The organism is Burkholderia mayonis (genome assembly GCF_001523745.2).
Lineage (GTDB): Bacteria > Pseudomonadota > Gammaproteobacteria > Burkholderiales > Burkholderiaceae > Burkholderia > Burkholderia mayonis.
Genome location: NZ_CP013386.1, coordinates 1,035,184 through 1,058,410 on the forward strand (window position 1 = coordinate 1,035,184; position 23,227 = coordinate 1,058,410).

21 protein-coding genes, 1 tRNA gene, 1 other RNA gene, 3 pseudogenes and 1 riboswitch are annotated in these 23,227 nt (G+C 66.6%); of the genes and pseudogenes, 11 read left to right on the plus strand and 15 right to left on the minus strand.

The window, feature by feature from the left end; genetic code table 11:
- Window positions 1–47 precede the first annotated feature (47 nt).
- The 5 genes and pseudogenes from WS70_RS05170 to WS70_RS05195 form a co-directional block, all read right to left on the minus strand.
- Window positions 48–917 (minus strand): annotated as a pseudogene (locus WS70_RS05170) (LysR family transcriptional regulator).
- 14 nt (window positions 918–931) lie between these two features.
- Window positions 932–1,486: pseudogene (locus tag WS70_RS05175) on the minus strand (tyrosine-type recombinase/integrase); the annotation flags it as partial.
- A 173-nt stretch (window positions 1,487–1,659) separates the two neighbouring features.
- Window positions 1,660–1,744, minus strand: a tRNA-Leu gene (locus tag WS70_RS05180).
- 141 nt (window positions 1,745–1,885) lie between these two features.
- Window positions 1,886–2,551, minus strand: a pseudogene (locus WS70_RS05185) (ABC transporter substrate-binding protein); the annotation flags it as partial.
- Between the two features lie 102 nt (window positions 2,552–2,653).
- On the minus strand, window positions 2,654–3,595 hold the full coding sequence (locus tag WS70_RS05195) for a CysB family HTH-type transcriptional regulator (RefSeq protein ID WP_006024855.1): 942 nt from the start codon (window positions 3,593–3,595) through the stop codon (window positions 2,654–2,656).
- Window positions 3,596–3,814: 219 nt separating this feature from the next.
- On the opposite strand from WS70_RS05195, the gene WS70_RS05200 reads away from it, so the two are divergent.
- The 6 genes from WS70_RS05200 to cobA all read left to right on the plus strand — a co-directional run bounded on the left by WS70_RS05200 (window position 3,815) and on the right by cobA (window position 10,014).
- On the plus strand, window positions 3,815–5,494 hold the full coding sequence (locus WS70_RS05200) for a nitrite/sulfite reductase (RefSeq protein WP_059596441.1): 1,680 nt from the start codon (window positions 3,815–3,817) through the stop codon (window positions 5,492–5,494).
- 22 nt (window positions 5,495–5,516) lie between these two features.
- On the plus strand, window positions 5,517–6,050 hold the full coding sequence (locus tag WS70_RS05205) for a DUF934 domain-containing protein (RefSeq protein WP_059469230.1): 534 nt from the start codon (window positions 5,517–5,519) through the stop codon (window positions 6,048–6,050).
- Window positions 6,047–6,802: a phosphoadenylyl-sulfate reductase gene (locus WS70_RS05210; protein ID WP_059596440.1), complete on the plus strand. Its 756-nt coding sequence runs from the start codon at window positions 6,047–6,049 to the stop codon at window positions 6,800–6,802. The genes WS70_RS05205 and WS70_RS05210 overlap by 4 nt, the downstream gene beginning before the upstream one ends.
- 83 nt (window positions 6,803–6,885) lie before the next feature.
- Entirely contained in the window at window positions 6,886–7,851 is a 966-nt protein-coding gene (cysD, locus tag WS70_RS05215) for a sulfate adenylyltransferase subunit CysD (RefSeq protein ID WP_059469228.1), read from the plus strand.
- Between the two features lie 22 nt (window positions 7,852–7,873).
- A complete protein-coding gene (locus WS70_RS05220; protein ID WP_059469227.1) occupies window positions 7,874–9,190 on the plus strand; it encodes a sulfate adenylyltransferase subunit 1 in 1,317 nt (438 codons plus the stop codon).
- Between the two features lie 59 nt (window positions 9,191–9,249).
- Entirely contained in the window at window positions 9,250–10,014 is a 765-nt protein-coding gene (gene cobA / locus WS70_RS05225; protein WP_059469297.1) for a uroporphyrinogen-III C-methyltransferase, read from the plus strand.
- 127 nt (window positions 10,015–10,141) lie between these two features.
- Here cobA and WS70_RS05230 read toward each other — a convergent pair whose 3' ends face one another.
- From WS70_RS05230 to lptF, 3 genes are read right to left on the minus strand one after another with little or no spacing between them, the layout of a single operon-like run.
- Entirely contained in the window at window positions 10,142–10,528 is a 387-nt protein-coding gene (locus WS70_RS05230; protein ID WP_059469296.1) for a sirohydrochlorin chelatase, read from the minus strand.
- A gap of 28 nt (window positions 10,529–10,556) precedes the next feature.
- On the minus strand, window positions 10,557–11,705 hold the full coding sequence (lptG, locus tag WS70_RS05235; protein ID WP_059469226.1) for an LPS export ABC transporter permease LptG: 1,149 nt from the start codon (window positions 11,703–11,705) through the stop codon (window positions 10,557–10,559).
- 3 nt (window positions 11,706–11,708) lie between these two features.
- Window positions 11,709–12,806: an LPS export ABC transporter permease LptF gene (gene lptF, locus WS70_RS05240; RefSeq protein WP_059596439.1), complete on the minus strand. Its 1,098-nt coding sequence runs from the start codon at window positions 12,804–12,806 to the stop codon at window positions 11,709–11,711.
- A gap of 120 nt (window positions 12,807–12,926) precedes the next feature.
- Here lptF and WS70_RS05245 point away from each other — a divergent pair, with 120 nt between their 5' ends.
- From WS70_RS05245 to WS70_RS05255, 3 genes are read left to right on the plus strand one after another with little or no spacing between them, the layout of a single operon-like run.
- Entirely contained in the window at window positions 12,927–14,438 is a 1,512-nt protein-coding gene (locus tag WS70_RS05245; protein ID WP_059469224.1) for a leucyl aminopeptidase, read from the plus strand.
- Window positions 14,439–14,481: 43 nt separating this feature from the next.
- Entirely contained in the window at window positions 14,482–14,898 is a 417-nt protein-coding gene (locus WS70_RS05250) for a DNA polymerase III subunit chi (protein ID WP_059469223.1), read from the plus strand.
- A 22-nt stretch (window positions 14,899–14,920) separates the two neighbouring features.
- Window positions 14,921–15,568 (plus strand): DUF2486 family protein, encoded by a 648-nt coding sequence (locus tag WS70_RS05255; RefSeq protein ID WP_059596438.1) that lies wholly within the window; start codon window positions 14,921–14,923, stop codon window positions 15,566–15,568.
- 140 nt (window positions 15,569–15,708) lie between these two features.
- On the opposite strand, the gene WS70_RS05260 is transcribed toward WS70_RS05255, so the two are convergent.
- Both WS70_RS05260 and ilvD read right to left on the minus strand, forming a co-directional pair.
- The gene (locus tag WS70_RS05260) at window positions 15,709–16,032 is read right to left on the minus strand and encodes a c-type cytochrome (RefSeq protein WP_059469295.1); all 324 of its coding nucleotides are present in this window, start codon (window positions 16,030–16,032) and stop codon (window positions 15,709–15,711) included.
- 184 nt (window positions 16,033–16,216) lie between these two features.
- Window positions 16,217–17,890: a dihydroxy-acid dehydratase gene (gene ilvD / locus WS70_RS05265; RefSeq protein WP_059596437.1), complete on the minus strand. Its 1,674-nt coding sequence runs from the start codon at window positions 17,888–17,890 to the stop codon at window positions 16,217–16,219.
- Between the two features lie 178 nt (window positions 17,891–18,068).
- Here ilvD and WS70_RS05270 point away from each other — a divergent pair, with 178 nt between their 5' ends.
- Together WS70_RS05270 and lgt are read left to right on the plus strand one after the other, a co-directional pair.
- Window positions 18,069–19,040 carry a LysR family transcriptional regulator gene (locus WS70_RS05270; RefSeq protein ID WP_059469220.1) on the plus strand — a complete coding sequence of 324 codons (972 nt, stop codon included), beginning with the start codon at window positions 18,069–18,071 and terminating at the stop codon, window positions 19,038–19,040.
- Between the two features lie 101 nt (window positions 19,041–19,141).
- Window positions 19,142–20,032, plus strand: coding sequence for a prolipoprotein diacylglyceryl transferase (lgt, locus tag WS70_RS05275; protein WP_059596436.1), 891 nt, complete (start codon window positions 19,142–19,144; stop codon window positions 20,030–20,032).
- Window positions 20,033–20,298: 266 nt separating this feature from the next.
- On the opposite strand, the gene WS70_RS05280 is transcribed toward lgt, so the two are convergent.
- The 5 genes from WS70_RS05280 to WS70_RS05300 form a co-directional block, all read right to left on the minus strand.
- The gene (locus WS70_RS05280; protein ID WP_059469294.1) at window positions 20,299–21,036 is read right to left on the minus strand and encodes an SIMPL domain-containing protein; all 738 of its coding nucleotides are present in this window, start codon (window positions 21,034–21,036) and stop codon (window positions 20,299–20,301) included.
- A 197-nt stretch (window positions 21,037–21,233) separates the two neighbouring features.
- Window positions 21,234–21,695 (minus strand): EVE domain-containing protein, encoded by a 462-nt coding sequence (locus tag WS70_RS05285; protein ID WP_059469218.1) that lies wholly within the window; start codon window positions 21,693–21,695, stop codon window positions 21,234–21,236.
- A 75-nt stretch (window positions 21,696–21,770) separates the two neighbouring features.
- Window positions 21,771–21,952: non-coding RNA, 6S RNA (ssrS, locus tag WS70_RS05290), on the minus strand.
- 82 nt (window positions 21,953–22,034) lie between these two features.
- A complete protein-coding gene (locus WS70_RS05295; RefSeq protein WP_059469217.1) occupies window positions 22,035–22,349 on the minus strand; it encodes a cell division protein ZapA in 315 nt (104 codons plus the stop codon).
- A complete protein-coding gene (locus WS70_RS05300; protein ID WP_059469216.1) occupies window positions 22,346–22,696 on the minus strand; it encodes a hypothetical protein in 351 nt (116 codons plus the stop codon). Before WS70_RS05300 ends, WS70_RS05295 begins: the two co-directional genes overlap by 4 nt.
- Window positions 22,697–22,899: 203 nt before the next feature.
- Window positions 22,900–23,161, plus strand: a riboswitch (cobalamin riboswitch).
- Window positions 23,162–23,227 lie beyond the last annotated feature (66 nt).

The window sequence follows — 23,227 nt, forward strand, 5'->3', positions numbered from 1 at the left end:
GCCGAGATGAACGTCGCAGTCGACGCGCTTTCGTCCGCATAGGCGCGTCAGTTCGTCGGCGCGAACCGGTTGTGGCGCCCGGTTTCCCGCACCGCGTCGATCAACGCGGCGCTCGCGGGCGTCGACTGGCGCGAGAACGCGTAGAAGTGCGCGGCGGGCAGCGCGGGCAGCCCGTCTTCCGGTCCGCATTCGCGCGAGCCGTCGCGTAGCTGGCTGCGTGCGACGACGGTGACGGCGAATCCCGCAAGCGCCGCCGACACGCAGCCAGCCATGCTGCTGCTTTCGAACACGATGCGAAAAGGACACTGCGCGCCGCTCAGCGCGGCGGTCGCCGCTTCGCGGTAGACGCACGGCTCCGGAAAGAGCGCGAGCGGCAGCGCGCCGGCCGCGTCGAGCGCGGCGTCCGACGCGTATGCCCACACGAGCGGCTCTTTCCACAACAGTTCGCCGGCTTCGTCGACTCGGCTGCATTGCTTGCCGAACACGACGTCGACGCGGCCCGATGCCTGTTGGCGCAGCAGATCCGCGGTGATGCCGGCTTTCAGTTCGATCGTTGCCCGCGGATGCCGGCGGCGAAACGCGTGTAGCACCTGGGGCAGCCACGCGCCCGCGCAATCCTCGGACGCGCCGACGCGCAGCCGGCCGTGCAGCGGCGAGCCGCGCAGCCGCGCGCGCTTCGCGCTCCATCTCGACGATGTTGCGCGCATACGCATACAGTGTCTCGCCTGCTTGCGTGAGCGCGACGCGCCGCGTCGCGTCGCGCGGGCGAGCAGCCCGCCGCCCGCCGCCTGCTTGAGCCGCTTGATGTGCCCGCTGACCGCGGACGGCGTGAGCGCGACGCGCTCGGCGGCGAGCGCGAAGCCGTGATGCTCGACGACTTCGAGGAAGGTGCGCAGCAGCATGATGTCGAGCGACATCGATGCCGAATCCGTTTCGTCTTGCCATTCTGGATCGCATAACGGAAAACGCGGCTGATTTCGCTGCGGACGCTGTGCGCCGTGTACCGCGCGCCTCGACTGTCGATGCGCTTGAGCACTTCCCGAATCTCTGGCGCGTCGATTCCCTTGATTGGACGCTTGCCAAGCCACGGAAATACATCGTTTTCCATGCGGGCAAGCGTCTTTTCATGCTGACCCATCTCAACGCTTGACTTGCGATCTTCCAGCCAAGCGCGCGCAATTGCCTCGAATGTGTTGACGGCGTTCAGCTTGGCCGTGCGTTTCTCGATCTTCTTCGCTTCACTTGGATCAATTGCCTTCGGCAAGTTTAGCGCGCGCCTCGTCGCGCTTTCTGCGAGCGACGGCCAGCGAAACGTCGGGGTATACGCCGAGCGCAGGCAGCTTTTCCTTCCCTGCGAAGTAATACTTGAGCCGCCAGTATTTTTGGCTGCTCGGCATGACTTGCAAGAACAGGCCGTTGCCGTCGTAGAATTTTTGAATCTTTGGCCTGGGCTTGGCAGTCCGGATGCCGTATCGGTCAAGGGCATCAGGGGTATCTCCGTTAGTTGGAGCCTCGAAGCGAGGACATACCCCTAAAAGTACCCCTGCGTACCCCCGGCTTTCAACGAACCGAGCCGGACTCTTTCGGAACGAAATTTCCCTCTGCGCCTTTATTTATCAAGGTTTTTGCGACCGGTCGGGAATTTCGAGGAATGTTTGATGGTGCCCAGGGCCGGAATCGAACCGGCACGCCTTGCGGCGGGGGATTTTGAGTCCCCTGCGTCTACCAATTTCACCACCTGGGCAAACCTGCGCCGCACATGCGATTGCGCGCGGCGAAAACGCGAATTATTACCGAAATCCCCCACGCCGGCAAGCATTCTGCTTCCTTCGCATTTTGCTTCGTTGCGCGGCGGGGCGGCGGCTCACTGGCTCAGATAGACGACGATCAGCGTGCGCTGCGGCCGCACTGTCGGCGTACCCGCGCCAGAGATCAGAATCGCGCCCAGTTTCGCCGCGATCAGCTTCAGCGCTTGGCCCGTCACGCTCGTGTCGGTGCGGTTGTAGCGCTCGGTCGCGACGATCCTCAGCTTGCGCAGCCCGGCGAAGCGCGTGAATTCGTCGAGCCAGCTGTCGCCGTAGCTGTCCGCGAAGCCGACCGTCTTCACGCCGTGGTTCGCCGTGTAGCGGGTCGGCACGTCGGCCATCGCGCGGTCGCCCTGCGCCATCTTGAACGCCCACACGCGCTTGTCCTGCTGCGGCTCGACGATCGAGCCGGAGCCGATCAGCGTGATCATCGGCGTCTGCGCGGCGGCGGCGATCGGATCGAGCGTGGCGCGCGCCGCGGGCGTGATGTTCGGCCCGACGACCATGTCGACCTTGTCCTCCGTCGCGAGCTTGCGGATGTTGCGCACGGCGACGTCCGGGTCGGATGCGTCGTCGAGCAGATCACCCTGCAGCTTCTGTCCCGCGATCGTCTTCGGCCACATCAGGATCGCGTTCTTGCTGGTCTGGCCGATCGTCACGGCGGGGCCCGTCGTCGACAGATCGACGCCGACCGTCAGGTCGGCGCGCGCCGCAGCGCAGACGAGCGCGAGCGCGGCGCAGCAGGCGGGATGGCTTCATGCGAGGCGGCTCCATGCCGGTTCGGGAACGCAACGCCGCGCGAAGGGGCGCCGCAAAGCAGCGCCGCCCCGCGCGCCGCGCGCCGCGCGTCACAGCTCGTAGGTCTCGGCCTCGCCCTTGAGCGCGGTCTCGACGAGCTTGCGGTTGAGCGTCGGCGACAGCAGCTCGACGAGCGTATAGATATAGCCGCGCAGATACGCGCCCTGCTTGAGCGCGACCCGCGTCACGTTGCTGCCGAACAGATGCCCGACCGGGATCGCGCGCAGGTTGCGGTCGCGCTCCGGATTGAACGCGATGTCGGCCATGATGCCGACGCCGAGCCCGAGCTCGACGTAGGTCTTGATCACGTCCGCGTCGATTGCCTCGAGCACGATGTCGGGCGTGAGGCGATGCAGCGCAAACGCCTGGTTGATCTTCTTGCGGCCCGCGAACGCGTCGTCGTACGTGATGAGCGGGAACTGCGCCAGATCGTCGAGCGACAGCGGCTTGCGCTCGAGGAGCGGGTGGTCGGCCGGCACGACGGCCGCGTGGTGCCACTGGAAGCACGGCAGCGACACGAGCTCCTTGTAGTCGGCGATCGCCTCGGTCGCGATCGCGAGGTCCGCCTGGTCGTGGATCACCATTTCGGCGACCTGGGTCGGGCTGCCTTGCAGGATCGACAGATGGACCTTCGGGAAGCGCTTCTTGAACTCGGCGATCGCGGCGGGCAGCGAATAGCGGGCCTGCGTGTGTGTCGCCGCGATCGTCAGATTGCCCTGGTCCTGCGCCGCGTAATCTTTTCCGACCCTTTTAAGACTCTCGACCTCCTGGAGGATCCGCTCGACCGACGCGAGGATGATCCGTCCAGGCTCGGTCAGCGAGCGCACGCGTTTGCCGTGGCGCGTGAAGATCTCGACGCCGAGCTCGTCCTCGAGCTCGATGATGGCTTTCGAAACTCCCGGCTGCGACGTGTACAGCGCCTTCGCGGCTTCCGTGAGGTTGAAATTCTGGCGGACGGCCTCGCGCACGAAGCGAAATTGGTGCAGGTTCATTTATAACCCTTCCGCATATCAACAGAATTTTTTAGTCGTTTGAAATATAAAGAGAGTTTATTACGATTCCCCGGTGTTTTTCAAATATGGATATCTGTAATCGTCATTAGCAAATGAGCGGCCGGGCGGATGGTCGGCTCGGTGCAGGCGGTGCAGGATTCGGGCGCGGCGTGGCTAGGACGCCGCGCGGTCATATCGAGCAAACCCTGGGGTCCCCGAATGTACCAGTACGATCAGTACGATCAAACGATCGTCGACGAGCGTGTCGCGCAGTACCGCGACCAGGTCCGCCGCCGCTTGTCCGGCGAATTGAGCGAGGACGAGTTCCGTCCGCTGCGGCTGCAGAACGGCCTGTACATGCAGCGCCACGCCTACATGCACCGCATCGCGATTCCGTACGGCAATCTTCGTAGCGATCAGTTGCGCATGCTTGCCCGCATCGCGCGCGAGCACGACCGCGGCTACGGCCACTTCTCGACGCGCTCGAACATCCAGTTCAACTGGGTGCAGCTCGAGGAAACGCCCGAGATCCTCGCGAAGCTGGCTTCGGTGCAGATGCACGCGATCCAGACGTCGGGCAACTGCATCCGCAACATCACCGCCGACCAGTTCGCGGGCGTCGCGTACGACGAGGAAATCGATCCGCGTCCGTGGGCCGAGATCCTGCGCCAGTGGTCGACGTTCCATCCCGAATTCGCATGGCTGCCGCGCAAGTTCAAGATCGCCGTGTCGGGCTCGAAGCTCGATCGCGCGGCCGTGCAGATCCACGATCTCGGCGTCTACCTGAAGAAGAGCGAAGCGGGCGAAGTGGTCGCGAGCATCCTCGCAGGCGGCGGCCTCGGCCGCACGCCGATCGTCGGGGCGATTATCCGCGAGAACCTGCCGTGGCAGCACCTCCTCACTTATTGCGAAGCGGTGCTGCGCGTGTACAACCGCTACGGCCGACGCGACAACCTGTACAAGGCGCGGATCAAGATCCTCGTGAAGGCGCTGTCGCCCGCGAAGTTCTCGCAACAGGTCGAAGAGGAATGGCAGCATCTGAAGGACGGCCCGTCGACGCTCACGCACGATGAGCTCGATCGCGTGTCGCAGTATTTCCAGCCGCCCGTCTATGAAAAGCTCGCCGACACCGATGCGTCGTTCGAGCAGCATCTGCTCGAGAGCAAGGCGTTCGCGCGCTGGGTCGAGCGCAACGTCGCGCCGCACAAGGTGCCGGGCTACGCGGCCGTCACGCTGTCGCTGAAGAACCACCGCGTCGCGCCGGGCGACGCGAGCGCGGAGCAGATGGAGCAGGTCGCCGACTGGGCCGACGCATACTCGTTCGGCGAGCTGCGCGTGTCGCACGAGCAGAACCTGATCCTCGCGAACGTGAAGAAGCGCGACCTGTTCGCGGTGTGGGAGAAGGCGAAGGCGGCCGGCTTCGCGACGCCGAACGTCGGCCTCCTGACCGACATCATCGCGTGCCCGGGCGGCGACTTCTGCTCGCTCGCGAACGCGAAGTCGATCCCGATCGCGCTCGCGATCCAGCAGCGCTTCGACGATCTCGACTACGTGTACGACCTGGGCGACTTGTCGCTCAACATCTCGGGCTGCATGAACTCGTGCGGACACCACCACGTCGGCAACATCGGCATTCTCGGCGTCGACAAGGACGGCGCCGAGTGGTACCAGGTGTCGCTCGGCGGCGAGCAGGGCACGGGCGCGGGCGGCGCGCGCCTCGGCCGCGTGATCGGCCCGTCGTTCTCCGCGGAAGAAGTGCCGGACGTGATCTCGAAGCTGATCGACACGTTCGTCGACGCGCGTGTCGACGGCGAGCGCTTCATCGACACGTACGACCGCATCGGCATCGCGCCGTTCAAGGAGCGCGTCTACGCGGCGCGCCAGACCGCGCACGCGTAACCCAGCGTAGAGGAATCTGCAGATGGCTTTGATTATCAAGAATCGCGAAGTGGTCGACGACGCATGGCTGGTCGTGCGCGTGGCCGAAGACGGTGCGCTGCCCGCGGTCGGCGCGCTGCCGGCCGGCAACGTGCTCGTGCCGTTCGCGCTGTGGCAGGCGGAGCGCGAGGCGCTCGTCGCCGCGAAGACGAAGGACGCGCTCGGCGTGTGGCTTGCGCCCGACAGCGAGCCCGCCGATCTCGTCGCCGACTTCGACCGCATTGCGGTGATCGGCGTCGATTTCCCGCGCTTCGCGGATGGCCGCGGCTACAGCATCGCGCGCCTCTTGCGCGAGCGCTACGGCTGGAAGGGCGAACTGCGCGCGATCGGCGACGTGCTGCGCGACCAGCTTCTCTACATGTCGCGCTGCGGCTTCGATGCGTTCGCGGTGCGCGCGGACAAGAACATCCACGATGCGCTGAACGCGTTCGGCGAGTTCTCACAGCGCTATCAGGGCGCGGTCGACAACCCGGCGCCGCTCTTTCGCCGCCGCGCGGCGAGCGGGGTGAGCGCATGAGCGGCGCGACGGCATCCGCGCTCACGCCCGAGTTGAGCGCGAAGATCGAACGGCTCGATGCGCTGCTCGCGCAGATCGCCGAGCGTCATCCGAATGTCAAGTTCGCGAGCAGCCTTGCGGCGGAAGACATGCTCGTCACGCACGCGATCCTGTCGAAGGGCGTGGCGATCGGCATCTTCTCGCTGAACACGGGCCGCCTGCATGCGGAGACGGTCGGCATGATCGACCGCGTGCGCGAGCGCTACGGCTACGAGATCGAGCAATTCCGTCCGCAGCAGGACGCGGTCGACCAATACGTCGCCGAGCACGGCCTGAACGCGTTCTACGACAGCGTCGAGCTGCGCAAGCGCTGCTGCGAGATCCGCAAGGTCGAGCCGCTCAACCGCGCGCTCGCGGGCGTCGAAGCCTGGGTGACGGGCCAGCGGCGCGAGCAGTCGGTCACGCGCGCCGAGCTTCACGAGGAAGAACACGACGCCGCGCGCGGGATCGCGAAATACAATCCGCTCGCCGACTGGACGGAAAGCGACGTGTGGGCATACCTGAAGGCGTTCGATGTGCCTGTCAATCCGCTGCACGCGCGCGGCTACCCGAGCATCGGCTGCGAGCCGTGCACGCGCGCGATTCGTCCCGGCGAGGACAGCCGCGCGGGCCGCTGGTGGTGGGAGTCGCGCGACACGAAGGAATGCGGGCTGCACATCACGATCACGCCCGTGCCGTCCGCCGGTGCCGAATCCACCCCCGCCTCCGCCTGAGCGGAGCCGGCACATAATAAGATAGCCAGATTGCTGCGCCGCCGGTCAGCCCGGCGGCACAAACCCAGACAAGGACCGTAATCATGAGCACGACGCTCGAACAATCCGCTTTTGCCCCGCCCGCCGGCGCGTCGTCCAGCCGGATGGGCCACCTCGACTGGCTCGAGGCCGAGTCGATCCACATTCTGCGCGAGCTCGTCGCCGAGTGCAGCAAGCCCGCGCTGCTGTTCTCGGGCGGCAAGGATTCGGTCGTCGTGCTGCATCTCGCGCTGAAGGCGTTCGGGCTCGGCGCGAACCGCAAGACGTCGCTGCCGTTCCCGCTCGTGCACATCGATACGGGCCACAACTACGACGAGGTGATCGACTTCCGCGACCGCCGCGCGGCGGAAATCGGCGCGGAACTCGTTGTCGGCCACGTCGAGGATTCGATCAGGCGCGGCACTGTGGTGCTGCGCCGCGAAACCGATTCGCGCAACGCCGCGCAGGCCGTCACGCTGCTCGAGACGATCGAGCAGCACGGCTATACCGCGATGATCGGCGGCGCGCGCCGCGACGAGGAGAAGGCGCGCGCGAAGGAGCGGATCTTCTCGTTCCGCGACGAATTCGGCCAATGGGACCCGAAGGCGCAGCGCCCGGAACTGTGGAGCCTCTTCAACGCGCGCCTGCACCGCGGCGAGCACCTGCGCGTGTTCCCGATCTCGAACTGGACCGAGCTCGACGTGTGGCAGTACATCGCTCGCGAGAAGCTCGAACTGCCGTCGATCTACTACGCGCACCGCCGCGAGATCGTGCGCCGCAACGGCCTGCTCGTGCCGGTCACGCCGCTCACGCCGATGCGCGAGGGCGAGACGAGCGAAGCGGCGCTCGTGCGCTTTCGCACGGTCGGCGACATCTCGTGCACGTGCCCGGTCGAGAGCGACGCGGACGACGTCGAGAAGATCATCGCCGAGACGGCGGTGACCGAGATCACCGAGCGCGGCGCGACGCGGATGGACGACCAGACGTCCGAAGCCGCGATGGAGCAGCGCAAGAAGCAGGGCTATTTCTGAAGCACGCGAGGACATCCACATCATGAGCATCATCGACAACAACGAAGACCTCGGCGTGCTGCGCTTCATCACGGCGGGCAGCGTCGACGACGGCAAGAGCACGCTGATCGGCCGCCTGCTCTATGACAGCAAGGCGGTGCTGTCCGACCAGCTGTCGGCGCTGTCGCGCGCGAAGAACAAGCGCACGGTCGGCGACGAGCTCGATCTCGCGCTGTTGACGGACGGTCTCGAGGCCGAGCGCGAGCAGGGCATCACGATCGACGTCGCGTACCGCTACTTCGCGACCGCGAAGCGCAAGTTCATCATCGCCGACACGCCGGGCCACGAGCAGTACACGCGCAACATGGTGACGGGCGCGTCGACCGCGCATGCGGCGATCATCCTGATCGACGCGACGCGCGTGACGTTCGAAGACGGCGCCGCGCAACTGCTGCCGCAGACGAAGCGCCACAGCGCGATCGTCAAGCTGCTCGACCTGCAGCACGTGATCGTCGCGATCAACAAGATGGATCTCGTCGATTACAGCGAGACGCGCTTCAACGAGATCCGCGATGCGTACGTGAAGCTCGCGCAGCAGCTTGGCTTGACCGACGTGCGCTTCGTGCCGGTGTCGGCGCTGAAGGGCGACAACATCGTCGCGGCGAGCGAGCGGATGCCGTGGTACGCGGACGAGCCGCTCCTGAACGTGCTCGAGGCGCTGCCCGTCGAGACGCAGGCGGGCGACGCGCTGCGCTTCCCGGTGCAATGGGTCGCGCGCCAGGACGGCAGCTCGGCCGACGATTTCCGCGGCTACATGGGCCGCATCGAAGCGGGCGAGGTGAAGGTCGGCGACGAGATCGTCGTGCTGCCGTCGAATCGCGACGCGACGGTCGCCGAGATCGTCGCGCCGGTGCCGGGCGGCACGGCGTCGGTCGGGCACGCGTTCGCGGGCCAGACGGTGACGATCCGACTCGCGGAAGACGTCGACGTGTCGCGCGGCGATACGTTCGTGCCGCGCGCGGCGCCCGTCGAGCCGGCGAAGAAGCTCGAGGCGGATCTCTGCTGGTTCGACGAGACGCCGCTGTCGCCGCAACGCAAGTATTTGCTGAAGCAGACGACGAGCACGGTGTTCACGAAGATCGGCGCGGTCAAGCAGGTGCTCGACGTGCACACGCTGTCGCACGCGACCGACCGCCACGATCTGAAGATGAACGACATCGGCCGCGTCGCGCTGACGCTGCAAAAGCCGATCGTCTGCGACACGTATGACGCGCACCCGGGCACGGGCGCGTTCGTGCTGATCGACGAGGCGACCCATCATACGGTCGCAGCGGGTATGATTCGTGCGTTTTCCGCGTGACGTCGCGCGCCGCATCGGCGGCGCCGGCCGGCACACGTGCACGAAAGGGATCGATGCAAATGGGTAAGGTGTATCTGATCGGCGCGGGGCCGGGCGCGGCGGACCTCATCACGGTGCGCGGCGCGCGTCTGCTCGGCGAAGCCGATGTCGTGCTGCACGACGCGCTCGTCGAGCCGGCGATGCTCGATTACGCGCCGCGCGCGCGGAAGATCGCGGTCGGCAAGCGCTGCGGGCAGCGCTCGAGCGCGCAGCACTTCATCAACAAGCAGATCGTCGACGCGGCACGCGAGCACGCGGTCGTCGTGCGGCTGAAGGGCGGCGATCCGATGCTGTTCGGCCGCGCGGACGAGGAGATGCGCGCGCTCGAAGCGGCCGGCATCGACTACGAAGTCGTGCCGGGCATCACCGCGGCGCTCGCGAGCGCCGCGACGCTCAAGCGCTCGTTGACGCTGCGCGGCGTCGCGCGCAGCGTCGCGTTTGCGACAAAGAGCCGCGCGCCCGGCAGCGATGAAATCCGCGAGCAGGTGAACGCGGATTCGCTCGTCTACTACATGGGCCGCGACAGCGCGGCCGGGATCGCGCAGCAACTGATCGACGCGGGCCGCGCGGGCGCGACGCCCGTCGCGATCGTCGAGGCATGCAGCACGCCGCGCGAGCGCACGCTGACGCTCACGCTCGCCGATATGGCGGCGGGCGCGGCGCAAGCGTGGCTCGATCCGGCGCAGCCGAGTCTTCTGATGATTGGCGAGGCGTTCGCGGAGCGTGTGCGGCTTGCGGGCGACGAATCGGGCGAGAGCAAGGACGGGATGCGCAACGCGGCCTGAAAGCGGCTTGCGCCGCCACGCTGAATCGACGAGAAACAGCAGGCCCAAACGAAACGCCGGCAACGAGCCGGCGTTTTTTTACGTCACTGTGCGGCGTCGGTGGCCGCAATCGGAAGCGGGGGCGCGGTCAACGCGCGGGACCGGCGCTTTGCTGCAGGCAGTATGCGACGATCGCGTCGAGCACCGCGTCGTTTTCGCCGACGGCCGTCACGCAGCGGATGTCGATGGCCGGATGCGCGGCGCGGCACGCGTCGATCAACTGCGGCAGATCGCGGCGAATGTGGCCGCCCTGGCCGAAGAACACGGGTACCACGGTGATCGTGCCGCAGCCCTGCGCGGCGAGCCCGGCCGTCGCGCCGATCAGCGACGGCTCCATCAATTCGAGGAACGCGAGCATGACGGGCGCATCGGCGCCGCGCGCAGCGCGCAGCTTCGCCGCGAGGCGTTCGAACGGCTCGGCCCAGCGCGCGTCGCGCGCGCCATGGCCGAAAAGGACGATTCCGTGTTTGTTCATCGCGCCCTCCGATGACGCGCGCACGCGCTCAGTGCCGGTCGACCCACTTTAGCGCGAAGAGGCCGAGCGCCAGATAGATGCAGCCGGGCAGCGCGGCCGTCAGCGGCGCGGGCCACGTGTTCAGCGTGCCGATATGCGAGAACAGCGTGTTGAAGAGCTGGAAGCTCATCCCGAGCATGATCCCGCCGAACACCTTCACGCCGACGACGCCCGCGCGCGTATGCAGATACGCGAACGGCAGCGACAGCACGAGCATCACGAATACCGCGAACGGATACAGCAGCTTGCGCCACAGCGCGATGTCGTAGCGCTGCGTGTCCTGCTGATTTTCCTTCAGATGCTGGATGTAGCGGAACAGGTTGAAGAGCGACATCCGCTCGGGCGACACGAGCAGCACCGACAGGATCTGCGGCGTCAGGTCCGAGCGCAGCGAATACTGCGGCAGCGTGACCTGCTGCGCGCGGTAGACGGGATTCAGCGCGTCGGCCGGCTGGCTGCCCGCGCCAGGCAGGTTCGTGAGCCGCGTGTCGGTGACGTCCGTCAGCAGCCAGTGGCCGGGTGGCTGATAGCGGCCGCGCTTCGCGATCCGCACGTTCTGCAGATTGAACTTCGAATCGAACTCGTAGATCCGCACGTCGCTGATCGTCGAATCGGGCGACAGCTGGCCGACGTTGACGAAGCGCGTGACGGGCTCGCCGTTGTCGCGCGCGGTCAGCGTGTCCTTCACCCAGACGCCCGATGCGAAGTTCGTCGATACCGACGAGCCGAGCGCCTCGAGCCGCACGCGCTCGGACAACTGGTCCGAGTACGGGCCGATGAATTCGCCGATCAGGTAGGTCGCGATGACGATCGGCACGCCGATCTTGATGAGCGAGCGCAGCGCCTGGTTCGTCGCGAGGCCGGACACGCGGAAGATCGTGAATTCGGAGTTCGCGGCCATCTGCGCGAACACGTAGATCGAGCTGATCAGCGCCGCGACCGGGATGATTTCGTAGAAGCGCGACGGCGCCTGCAGCGCGACGCGCAGCACCGCGTAGCCGAACTTGTAGTTGCCGTGGCCGACCGAGTTCAGCTCGCTGATCAGGTCGAAGAAGAAGAAGAGGCCGGAGAACGCGAACAGCACGAAGACGAACGTGATGTAGATCTGCCGCGCGAAGTATTTCTCGTAGAGGCGCATCGGTCAGACCCCCTGCGATCGGCCGAACGCGGCGCGCGAGAACAACGGCCTGTTGCGCACGCGCAGCCAGAACAGGAACGCGACGACTCCGGCGACGACGACGTGCAGCCCGATCAGTCCGATGCCGAACGGGATCTTGCCCCGTTCCATTTGCGATTGGACGACGTTCAGCAGGTTCGAATAGGTGAGGTAGATCAGCACGGCCATCACGAGGTTCACGGTCCGGCCGCGGCGCGGGTTCTGATACGCGAGCGGGATCGCGAGGATCATCAGGTTGATCGCGATGAGCGGCAGCCCGGCGCGCCATGCGAATTCGGCGAGATTCTGGTTGGTCGGATTGCGCAGCAGGTCGATCGTCGACGTGCCCGTCGTCGTCGGCTGGCTGACGATCTGCTTGCTCTGGATCTTCACGCCGTAGCGCTCGAACTCCATGATCTTGAAGTTCGGCTGGCCCGGCACGCCGTCGTAGCGGCGGCCGTCCTCGAGCACGATGAAGCGGTCGCCGTTCTTCATCGTCTCGGTGTGGCCTGTCTGCGACACGACGACGTTCACCTTGCCGTGCTCGGTCGTCGTGACGAACACATTCTGCACCGTGGCCTGGTCGGGCGACATCTTCTCGATGAAGAACACGCGGTGGTTCGCGGCGGACTCGCGGAACTGGCCGGGCGCGAGCAAGGACACCTCGTCGCGCTGCTGGAAGCGCGCCTTGATGAGCTTGCTCTGCTGGTTCGACCACGGCCAGCCGACGAAGGCGAAGAAGGCGATCAGGAGCACGATCGGCGTCGCGAACACGCCGATCGGCTTGATGAGCCGCGTGAGGCTCACGCCGGACGCGAGCCAGACGACCATTTCGGAATCCTTGTACCAGCGCGTGAGCACGAACAGGATCGACACGAACAGCGTGCCGACGAGGATCATCGCGAGATAGCCGATCACGGTGAGGCCGATCAGGACGAGCACGTCCTTCGGGTTCACCTCGCCGGACGCGGCGTAGCCGACGATGCGAATCATCATCGACGTCAGCATGATCGTGAGCAGCACCATGAAAACGGCGCCGGCGGTGTACGCAAGCTCGCGCTGGAGGGAGCGTTCGAAGATCATTATTGATGCGAAGAGGGCGGGAAACAGCGCACGAGTGGGGGGCGCTCACGCCGCACGGGAAAAATAGCGGATAATTGCGGCTTTCATCCTTAGCCCAGATTTTATCCGAGGACAAGCGCGATGGACTTTAGCATAAAAGGCTGTGATTGGAGCAAAGGCACGGCGAACGGCTTCCTGACGGGGAAATCCGACTGCATCGTACTCGGCGTGTTCGAGGCGCAAACCTTGTCCGGCGCGGCGCTCGACATCGACGAAGCGACGAAGGGCCTCGTCTCGCGCGTCATCAAGGCAGGCGACATGGACGGCAAGCTCGGCAAAACCTTGTTCTTGCACGAGGTTTCGGGCATCGGCGCGTCGCGCGTGCTGCTCGTCGGCCTGGGCAAGCAGGATGCTTTCAGCCAGAAAGCCTACAACGACGCCGTCAAGGCCGCGTGGCGCGCGCTGCTCGGCACGAAGGCGGTCCAGGTCACGTTCACGCTCGCGCAGCTGTCCGTGCCCGAGCGCGCGTCCGACTGGGGCGTGCGCGCGGCGATTCTCGCGCTGCGCAATGAGACGTACAAGTTCTCGCAGATGAAGAGCAAGCCGGACGCGAGCGCGCAGGCGCTCAAGCGCATCGTGTTCAGCGTCGATCCGGCCGACGACAAGGCGGCGAAGGTCGCCGCGAAGCGGGCCGTCGCGCTCGCGAACGGGATGGACCTGACGCGCGACCTCGGCAACCTGCCGGGCAACGTCTGCACGCCGGCCTACCTCGCGACCACCGCGAAGAAGCTCGCGAAGGACTGGGGCCTGAAGGTCGACGTGCTGGGCATGAAGCAGGTCCAGGCGCTCAAGATGGGCTCGTTCCTGTCGGTCGCGAAGGGCTCGATCGAGCCGCCGCAATTCATCGTGCTGCAGTATCAGGGCGCGGCCGCGAAGGCGGCGCCCGTCGTGCTCGTCGGCAAGGGCATCACGTTCGACTCGGGCGGCATTTCGCTGAAGCCGGGCGAAGGCATGGACGAGATGAAGTACGACATGTGCGGCGCGGGCTCGGTGCTCGGCACGATCCGCGCGGTCGCCGAAATGGGCCTGAAGATCAACGTCGTCGCGATCGTGCCGACCTGCGAGAACATGCCGGCCGGCAACGCGAACAAGCCGGGCGACATCGTCACGAGCATGAAGGGCCTGACGATCGAGGTGCTCAATACCGACGCGGAAGGGCGCCTCATCCTGTGCGACGCGCTCACGTACGCGGAGCGCTTCAAGCCCGCCGCAGTGATCGACGTCGCGACGCTGACGGGCGCGTGCATCATCGCGCTCGGCCACCACAACACCGGCCTCTTCTCGAAGGACGACGCGCTCGCGGGCGAACTGCTCGACGCGTCGCGCGAGGCGGGCGATCCGGCGTGGCGCCTGCCGCTCGACGACGAGTATCAGGATCAGTTGAAGTCGAACTTCGCGGATCTCGCGAACATCGGCGGCCGTCCGGCCGGCAGCGTGACGGCTGCGTGCTTCCTGTCGCGCTTCGCGGAGAACTATCCGTGGGCGCACCTCGACATCGCGGGCACCGCGTGGAAGAGCGGTGCGGCGAAGGGGGCGACGGGCCGCCCCGTGCCGCTCCTCGCGCAGTTCCTGATCGATCGCGCCGGCGCGTGATGGCGCGGGGTTCGACGACCGGCATGGCGGGGCGCGGCGAGCGATGACGCGCATCGACTTCCATACGAACGTCGGCGATTCGCTCGCGTACGCGTGCCGGCTGCTGCGCAAGGCGTATCAGGCGGGGCAGCCCGTTGTCGTGTGCGCGGAGCCCGCGCGGCTGCGCGCGCTCGACGAGCGTCTGTGGACGTTCTCGCCGCTCGATTTCATTCCGCATTGCGCGATCGACAACGCACACGCGGCGAATACGCCGATCGTGTTGACCGCGGATCTCGAGCGCGCGCCGCATCATGGAATCCTGCTGAACCTAGGCGCGGACGTGCCGGCGCAGTTCGCGCGCTTCGAGCGGCTGCTCGAAGTGGTCGGCAACGCGCCCGACGAGCTCGCGGCCGGACGCGAGCGGTACCGGTTCTACCGCGACCGCGGCTACGCGCTCAACAACCACAAGCAGGGCGGCTAGCCCGAGCGGACGGAGGACAACCGTGGTCGAAGCCAACGAATCGTCGATTCCCGTGCTGACCGACGTGCTCGTGCCCGGCAATCCGGCGCTCGCGCGGCAGCCCGTCGCCGGGCGCGCGCAGGCGGGCGCGGCGGCGGGTGCGGCGGGTACCGTCGACGAGGCGCGCGCGGCCGAGCCCGCGGCGCGCAACGCGTCGCCGAGGCTCGTCGACGCGTTGCGCGCGCCGACGCACGTCGAGCCGCCGTTCGTGCCGACGCCCGATGCGCTCGCGGCCGAGCTGCCGACAGCGTATGCGGCGCCCGCGACGTACGGGGACGAATTGCCCGCCGCGCATCCTGCGGCGGATCTTGCGCCGCCCGCTGCACTACCGTCGTCGGCACCCGATGCGGCGCACGCCGCGCCGTCGCTTGGCGCGGACCTCGAGGCGCGGCAGATCGCCGAGCGGCTGAAGAGCCGGATGACCAACTATCTGACGGGCGAGGGGCGCGGCCTCATCGAGGCGCGATGCCGCGACGCGCTGCACGACCATGCGGGCTGGCTCGTCGGCCAGATCGCGCGCGAGGTCGCGCTTGCGCTGGAAACCGAGGTGGCGGGCTGGGTAACGGAGGAAGTCGGCGCGGCGCTCGCCCGTCGCAACGAGCACGGTAACAACGGCAACGCCGCTGCATGACGGAGGGCCGGGGCGGCTCGTCAGCCGCGCTGCGCCGCACGGGGGCGTGAGACGCGGCGCGCAGGTGGCGCGTTGCGTGCGCCACCTGCGCGCAATCATGCGCGAGACGCCGTCGTCGGCGTCTCGTCTTTCCATGCGGCTTACTTGAGCGTCAGTACCCAATGCGCGAGCGTGCCGGCTTCGGCGCTCGTCAGTTGCGTGTTCGCGGGCATCGGCACGTTGCCCCACACGCCGACGCTGCCCTTGACGATCGTCTGCGCGAGATAGCCGGCGGCGTCGCCGCGCGCCGCATATTTGTCGGCGATCGCGTGGAACGACGGTCCCATCAAAGTCTTGTCGATTGCATGGCATGCCATGCAGTTCTTGCGTTGCGCGAGCGTGAGCCCATCGGCCTGCTGCGCATCCGCATGTGCGGCCGCAGCAACGAACACGATTGCCATCAGGCACAAGGTCGTTCTGTTCATGCTGGTCTCCGCCGGAGCAGCGTCCGGCTTGGCGGTGCGCGCATTATAAGAGGAAAGGGGGCGCGAGTACGTCGCGCCCCCTTTGTCGTCTTGTTGCTTTTTGTCGCGTTGCCGTCGCGTCGCCATGGCTTCGCGATGCGAGGTGCATCGCGCGCCGGACCCCGGTCCGGCGCGCGTACGCGCGTCAGCCCGTCACCGCGCCCTTGTTCGCCGGGCGGGCGAGCGCCGCATACTTCGCGAGCACGCCGCGCGTGTAACGTGACGCCGGCTGCTTCCACGCGGCGCGGCGGCGCGCCAGCTCGGCGTCGTCGACGTTCAATTGCAGCAGCAGCTTGTGCGCGTCGATCGTGATCGAGTCGCCTTCCTGAACGAGCGCGATCGTGCCGCCGACGAACGCTTCCGGCGCGACGTGGCCGACCACCATCCCCCACGTGCCGCCCGAGAAGCGGCCGTCGGTGATGAGGCCGACCGATTCGCCGAGGCCCTTGCCGATGATCGCCGACGTCGGCGCGAGCATTTCCGGCATCCCCGGGCCGCCCTGCGGGCCGAGGTAGCGCAGCACGACGACGTCGCCCGCGCTGATCTTGTCGTCGAGGATCGCCTGCAGCGCGCTCTGCTCGTCGTCGAACACGCGGGCCGGGCCGGTGATGACCGGATTCTTCAGGCCGGTGATCTTCGCGACCGCGCCGTCTTCGGCGAGATTGCCCTTGAGGATCGCGAGGTGGCCTTCCTTGTACAGCGCGTCGGCGATCGGGTAAATCACCTTCTGGTCGGCGCGCGGCACGCTCGGCACGTCCTTCAGCTCTTCGGCCATCGTGCGGCCCGTGATCGTCACGCAATCGCCGTGCAGCAGGCCTGCGTCGAGCAGGATCTTCATTACTTGCGGAATGCCGCCCGCCGCGTGCAGATCCGTCGCGACATACTGGCCCGACGGCTTCAGGTCGCAGATCACCGGCACTCGCTTGCGGATGCGTTCGAAGTCTTCGATCGACCAGTCGATCTCGGCCGCGTGCGCGATCGCGAGATAGTGCAGCACCGCGTTCGTCGAGCCGCCCGTCGCCATGATCACCGACACCGCGTTCTCGATCGACTTCTTCGTGATGATGTCGCGCGGCTTCAGGTCCTTCTTCACCGCTTCGACGAGCACACGCGCCGATTCGGCGGCCGAGTCGACCTTTTCCTGATCGGGATTCGCCATCGTCGACGAATACAGCAGCGACATGCCGAGCGCCTCGAACGACGAGCTCATCGTGTTTGCGGTGTACATCCCGCCGCACGAGCCCGTCGTCGGGCACGCGTTCTTTTCGACCCCTTCGAAATCTTCCTGCGACATGCGCCCCGCGGTGAACTCGCCGACCGCCTCGAACGACGACACGATCGTCAGGTCGCGGCCTTTCCAGCGGCCCGGGCGGATCGTGCCGCCGTACACGTAGATGCCCGGCACGTTGATCCGCGCGAGCGCGATCATGCCGCCCGGCATGTTCTTGTCGCAGCCGCCCACGACGACGACGCCGTCCATCCACTGGCCTTGCACGCAGGTCTCGATGCAGTCGGCGATCACTTCGCGCGACACGAGCGAATATTTCATCCCTTCGGTGCCCATCGACATGCCGTCCGAGATCGTCGGCGTGCCGAAGATCTGCGGGTTCGCGTCGGCCGCCTTCACGGCCGCGACCGCGGCGTCCGACAGGCGCTGCAGGCCCGCGTTGCACGGCGTGATCGTCGAGTGGCCATTCGCGATGCCGATCATCGGCTTGTCGAAATCGTCCTTTTGATAGCCGAGCGCGTAATACATCGAGCGGTTCGGCGAACGGGCCACGCCTTGCGTGATGTTCTTCGAGCGGCGGTTGTACGACATGGGGGACTCCATCTATCGACTGGTTGACTGTGGGGCGGCGCGGCGCGCTGCATCGGCGCAGTCCGGCTCAGGTGGGCAAGAATGCAGTTTCTCTTAGAGAATGTCCAATATATTATTCATCATCCATTAGGTCGTAATACATATTAATCCGCGTGTCGAAGCGAGTGAGGAGCGTGATTTGACCCCAGATCTACGTCAATGGCGCTATTTCGTGGCCGTCGCCGACGAGCGGCACTTCGGCCGCGCCGCCGAGCGCCTGTCGATGACGCAGCCGCCGCTGTCGCAGGCGATCCGCGCGCTCGAGGACGCGCTCGGCGTCGCGCTGTTCGCGCGCACGAAGCGCTCGGTCGAGTTGACGGCCGTGGGCGCGGCGCTGCTGCCCGACGTGCGGCGGCTGATCGCCGCTGCCGACGCGCTGCCGCCGCTTGCGCAGAGCCTCGCGCGCGGCGAGGCGGGATCGCTCGCGCTCGCGTTCGTGTCGACGGCTGACTACGGGCTCTTGCCGCAGTTGCTGCGCGAGTTCGGCGCGCGCTATCCGCACGTGCGGCTGCAACTGACCGAGGCGACAAGCGACGTGCAGCTCGAGGAGCTCGTCGCGGGCCGCATCGACGCCGGGCTCGTGATTCCGCCCGTGCCGCCGCGGCACGCGGCGTCGCTGTCGTATCTGTCCGTGCTGCGCGAGCCGCTCGTCGTCGCGATGCCGGCCGACGCCGCCGAGGCGGCGGACGACACGCCCGTGCGGATCGCCGATATCGCGTCGCTGCCGCTCGTCGTCTTCCCGCGTCGTTTGGCGCCCGGCTTTTATGACATCATTACGGGCTGCTACGGCGCGGCGGGCGTCGCACCGCGCATCGGCCAGGAGGCGATCCAGATGCAGACGATCGTCAGCCTCGTGTCCGCGGGCATGGGCGTCGCACTTGTGCCGCAATCGCTGCGTAACCTGCGGCGCACGGGTGTCGTCTACCGCGCGCTCGCCGGCGCGGCGCCCGTCGTCGAGACAGGCCTCGTGTGGCGCACGGACGACGTGAGCCCCGTGCTCGCGGGCTTCATCGACGTCGTGCGCGGCGACGCGCGGGGTGCTTCGCCGCTCGGCACGCCGCCCGACGCGGTCGACCGGCCGGGCTCCGGCTCGGGCGCGACGCGGCCGTGAACGTTCGCGCGGCGCGCCCGTCGAACCGCGGTCGCGGCATGCGCGTCTTCGTTGTCGTCGCCGTGCGAGCCGCATCGATTCAGAACCTTCAACGCTAACTCATGATCATTCATCCGAATTTCGATCCCGTCGCGATTCACCTCGGCCCGCTCGCCGTGCGCTGGTACGGGCTCATGTATCTCATCGGCTTCATCCTCGCGATCGTCGTCGGCCGGCTGCGTCTCAGGCTGCCGCACGTCGCCGCGCAGGGCTGGACCGCGAAGGACATCGACGACATGATGTTTTACGGCGTGCTCGGCGTCGTGCTCGGCGGCCGGCTCGGCTACGTTCTGTTCTACAAGGCCGCGTATTACTTCACGCATCCGCTCGACATCTTCAGGGTGTGGGAAGGCGGGATGTCGTTCCACGGCGGCTTCCTCGGCGTCACGTTGGCGATGGTGCTGTTCGCGTGGCATCGCAAGCGGCACTGGCTCGAAGTGACGGACTTCGTCGCGCCGATGGTGCCGACGGGGCTCGCGGCCGGGCGTCTCGGCAACTTCATCAACGGCGAGCTGTGGGGCCGCGTGACGAGTCCCGACGCGCCGTGGGCGATGCTGTTCCCGGGCGCGTCGCGCGACGATGCCGCGTGGCTCGCCGCGCACCAGGATCTCGCGGCGAAGTGGAATCTGAACGAGGTGTTCCTGTCGCACCAGATGCTGCCGCGCCATCCGTCGCAGCTTTACGAAATCGCGCTCGAAGGCATCGCGCTCTTCTTCGTGCTGTGGTTCTTCTCGCGCAAGCCGCGGCCGATGGGCGCGATCTCGGCGCTCTTCCTGATCGGCTACGGTCTCGCGCGCTTCACGGTCGAATTCGCACGCGAGCCGGACGATTTTCTCGGCCTGCTGACGTTCGGTCTGTCGATGGGGCAGTGGCTGTCGCTGCCGATGATCATCGCGGGCGTGCTGATGATGATCTGGGCGTATCGGCGCGGCGGCGCAGCCAAGCCGGCCTGAGCGCCGCGTCCGGCGGCCGTGGTTGCGCGATCGCCGGGCGCGCGTGGGCAGGCGGGTTGTGCGTATGCCGATTGCGACGCATGACGCAGGCACACGTGGTGCGCGATCGCACATGTACGCAATGTGCGGCACATGATCGCAAGCGCAAGGCACCGCGCGCGGCCTGCGACATGGCGCCGCAAACCGCGACATGTGCGATACGCAAAAAAACGCCGGCGACGAGCCGGCGTTTTTTCGACCGCATGCGGAGCGAAGCCGCGCCGCCGTCATTTCATCTGCACCGAGCCGTTCACGTTGACGGTCACGGTCGTCTTGCCGCCCTCGACGGCGATCGGCGCGCTGACCTTCGCGCTGTCCATCGCGGGCGCGGCCATCGCGAACATCCGCGGATACGGCTGCACGTTGCGGCCGCTGCCGACGTTCACGTCGCGGATCGAATAGCTGTTGTAGCCGAACGCGCGCGTCGCTTCCTCGGCGCGTGCTCGGAACGCCTTGATCGCTTCCGTCGTGAGCTTCTGCTCGGCCGCGCGCTGCGCTTCGGGCGACAGCGAGAACGCGACGTTGCCCACCTGCATCATCGGGTTCAACTGGCCGGCGAGCTTCGATGCGGCCGCGAAGTCGTGCGATTCGAGCACGACCTCGGTGCGGCCGCGCCATGCGGAGATTTTGCCGTCGCGGTCGACGCTCGGCGACACCGAGAATTCGCCCGTGCGAGCCGTGACGCCCGTGACGCCGCGCGCCTGCGCGAGCGCCGCGTCCGCGCGCTTGTTCAGCTCGGCGGTCAGCGTGCCCGGGTCTTTTGCCTGCTGTTCGTAGAACAGCGTGATGTCGACGACGTCCTGCGGGACGTCGGTGCTTGCCTGCGCGGACAGCGACAGCACGCCCGCGGGCGGCTGCATCTGGCCCATGCTTTGCGCGCGTGCGGCGGACGGCGCGAGCGCCAGTGCGATCGGCAGCGCCGCCGCGAGCGTGACGGCAATGGCTAGAGCGGATTTTTTCGTCATTGTTGACTCCTTGAGCGTAAGCGCGCACGCAACATGCGGCGTGCAGGGCGCGGACGGACGCCGCGCTTCGTTCGAAACGCCCGGCGGACGCGGCACTGCATCCGTTGAGCGCCCGTTAGGCCGTCGAAAGCGGGCCGAGGTTCCGGCCGGCGCGGCTTCGCGCGCCGTGTCTGGCAATGTTTGACGCGGCCGCCGCGTCACTTCATCAGGCGCTTCGTGATGAAGCGCCATTCGTCCGGCGTGACGGGCGTGATCGACAGGCGGTTGCCTTTCGCGAGCACGCGCATGTCGGCGAGCGCGTCGTGCTCGCGCAATGCGGCGAGCGGAATGAGCGGCGCCTTCTTGACGAAGCGCACGTCGACGAGCACCCAGCGCGGCGTTTCCTGCGTCGACTTCGGATCGTGGTACGGACTTTGCTGATCGAACTGCGTCGGATCGGGGTAGGGCGTCGAGCACACCTCCGCGAGCCCAGCGATGCCGGGCTCGGGACAGCTCGAATGGTAGAACAGCACGCCGTCGCCGATCTGCATCGTGTCGCGCATGAAGTTGCGCGCCTGATAGTTGCGCACGCCGGTCCATGGCAGGGTCTGGCCGGAGGCGGCGGCGAGGTCGTCGATGCTCGCCTCGTCCGGTTCGGATTTCATCAGCCAGTAGCGCATGGATCGGAACGACTCGACGCAATGAAAAGGCTGCACAAAAGAAAGCGGCATCGGGACTTGCCCGATGCCGTTGAATAGGCCCCCGCCTTAGCCGCTAGGCCGGCATCCTGAACCTGAGGTTCAGAATTGGTCGCAGTTAGCAGCACTTCGGGTACATCAGACAGAGTGACGCGCGCGCCCGTGCTACAAATTTCCGCAACCGTGCACATGGCATTGGTTCAAGGAATATATGACCTTGGCGAACCAGGCAGGGAAGCTGACTTAACTGTTCGAATCACCTTTGAATTCAGCAGCTTGACCACGATAGATCAAGCATTGGCCGAACCTGGTGAAACTTGCTTACTGCACCTCGTGCTGTGCGAGCACTGCACCGAGCTGTTCATTCATTTGGCGCATTGTACGCCGGATTTCTTCCGCAGGGAACGCTTCTCCGTGACGCACGCTCTGTTGCAGCCTCAGCAATTCCGACGCGAGCGACAGCGCCGCCATCACGGCGATGCGATCGGTGCCGCGCACCGAGCTGTTCGCTCGGATCTTCGACATTTCCGCGTCGACGCGCGCGACCGCTTCGAGGAGCGCCGCTTCGGTTTCGGGCGAGCAGGCGAGACGATACGCCTGGCCGAGAATCGATACTTCGATCTGCTTGGCGCTCATGCATGTTCTCCGTGGCCGGTCGTGCCTTCGCCTTCATCGCTCGCCTGCGGCGCGAGCAGGTCGAGCTGGTTTTCCGCATCCGGCACGCTTTTCGTGCGCGGCAATTTTTCGAGGATCGCGTTGAGCTTCACCTGCGCGTCGTCGATCTTCGCCGACAGCGTGTCGCGTTCCGCCGCGAGCGCGTTGCGCTCGTCGCGTAGTTGCTCGAGTTCCGCGCGCAGCGTTTCCGCCTCCGTGCGCAATTGCGCGACCTGCTCCTCGAGCGCGAGCCGTTCCGCTTGATGGCGTTGATTCAGCGCGATCAGGCGGCCGATGTTTTGAGATAGGGTTTCGAGTTCGTTGAGCATCTGCTGCGTCCTCTAAAGACCGAGCATTTTAGCGCGGAATAAACGACATTCCGATATCTGTAACGTTTCTAGACGTAACACCCCCGCTTCTCGCCGCGAAATCGTCTTCGTCGTTCGTTGATGCCGATCTGTTTATCGGCATGCGCGGCGAGGTTTCTTGCGCTGCGTCGTCGCGTTTCCTTGACGCTGCCGCGCGCGCGCTCCTAAACTGGCGCCGCCTCGGTGCTCGCGCGCTTCGCGCGCGGTTAAACGGGAAGCAGGGCGCGACGTCCGCCAGGACCGAGCCAACCTGCGCTGCCCCCGCAACGGTAAGCGATCGCATCGGTTCCGATGCAAGCCGCACTCTCGATGCGTCGGCCCGGCCTCTTCGGCCGGCCGCCGACCCTGTGCCACTGCGCTTCGCGCGCGGGAAGGCGAGGCGGTGACGTCGTCAGCCCGGATACCGGCCAAGGCGGGGAGACGGGCGCGCCCGTCTCCGTGATGCCGGGGCCTGCGGGGAAGCGGGCGCCGCAGTGGCTCAACAGGATGCCT

Excerpts from the sequence above, each read along its gene's own strand:
- lptG (WP_059469226.1), bottom strand. The coding sequence starts at position 11,705 with ATGCGCCTCTACGAGAAATACTTCGCGCGGCAGATCTACATCACGTTC.
- cysD (WP_059469228.1), top strand. The coding sequence starts at position 6,886 with ATGAGCACGACGCTCGAACAATCCGCTTTTGCCCCGCCCGCCGGCGCG.
- WS70_RS05250 (WP_059469223.1), top strand. The coding sequence starts at position 14,482 with ATGACGCGCATCGACTTCCATACGAACGTCGGCGATTCGCTCGCGTAC.
- WS70_RS05230 (WP_059469296.1), bottom strand. The coding sequence starts at position 10,528 with ATGAACAAACACGGAATCGTCCTTTTCGGCCATGGCGCGCGCGACGCG.
- cobA (WP_059469297.1), top strand. The coding sequence starts at position 9,250 with ATGGGTAAGGTGTATCTGATCGGCGCGGGGCCGGGCGCGGCGGACCTC.
- WS70_RS05285 (WP_059469218.1), bottom strand. The coding sequence starts at position 21,695 with ATGCGCTACTGGCTGATGAAATCCGAACCGGACGAGGCGAGCATCGAC.
- WS70_RS05220 (WP_059469227.1), top strand. The coding sequence starts at position 7,874 with ATGAGCATCATCGACAACAACGAAGACCTCGGCGTGCTGCGCTTCATC.
- WS70_RS05205 (WP_059469230.1), top strand. The coding sequence starts at position 5,517 with ATGGCTTTGATTATCAAGAATCGCGAAGTGGTCGACGACGCATGGCTG.
- WS70_RS05195 (WP_006024855.1), bottom strand. The coding sequence starts at position 3,595 with ATGAACCTGCACCAATTTCGCTTCGTGCGCGAGGCCGTCCGCCAGAAT.
- WS70_RS05295 (WP_059469217.1), bottom strand. The coding sequence starts at position 22,349 with ATGAGCGCCAAGCAGATCGAAGTATCGATTCTCGGCCAGGCGTATCGT.
- WS70_RS05260 (WP_059469295.1), bottom strand. The coding sequence starts at position 16,032 with ATGAACAGAACGACCTTGTGCCTGATGGCAATCGTGTTCGTTGCTGCG.
- WS70_RS05210 (WP_059596440.1), top strand. The coding sequence starts at position 6,047 with ATGAGCGGCGCGACGGCATCCGCGCTCACGCCCGAGTTGAGCGCGAAG.
- lptF (WP_059596439.1), bottom strand. The coding sequence starts at position 12,806 with ATGATCTTCGAACGCTCCCTCCAGCGCGAGCTTGCGTACACCGCCGGC.
- WS70_RS05300 (WP_059469216.1), bottom strand. The coding sequence starts at position 22,696 with ATGCTCAACGAACTCGAAACCCTATCTCAAAACATCGGCCGCCTGATC.
- WS70_RS05280 (WP_059469294.1), bottom strand. The coding sequence starts at position 21,036 with ATGACGAAAAAATCCGCTCTAGCCATTGCCGTCACGCTCGCGGCGGCG.
- lgt (WP_059596436.1), top strand. The coding sequence starts at position 19,142 with ATGATCATTCATCCGAATTTCGATCCCGTCGCGATTCACCTCGGCCCG.
- WS70_RS05200 (WP_059596441.1), top strand. The coding sequence starts at position 3,815 with ATGTACCAGTACGATCAGTACGATCAAACGATCGTCGACGAGCGTGTC.
- WS70_RS05245 (WP_059469224.1), top strand. The coding sequence starts at position 12,927 with ATGGACTTTAGCATAAAAGGCTGTGATTGGAGCAAAGGCACGGCGAAC.
- ilvD (WP_059596437.1), bottom strand. The coding sequence starts at position 17,890 with ATGTCGTACAACCGCCGCTCGAAGAACATCACGCAAGGCGTGGCCCGT.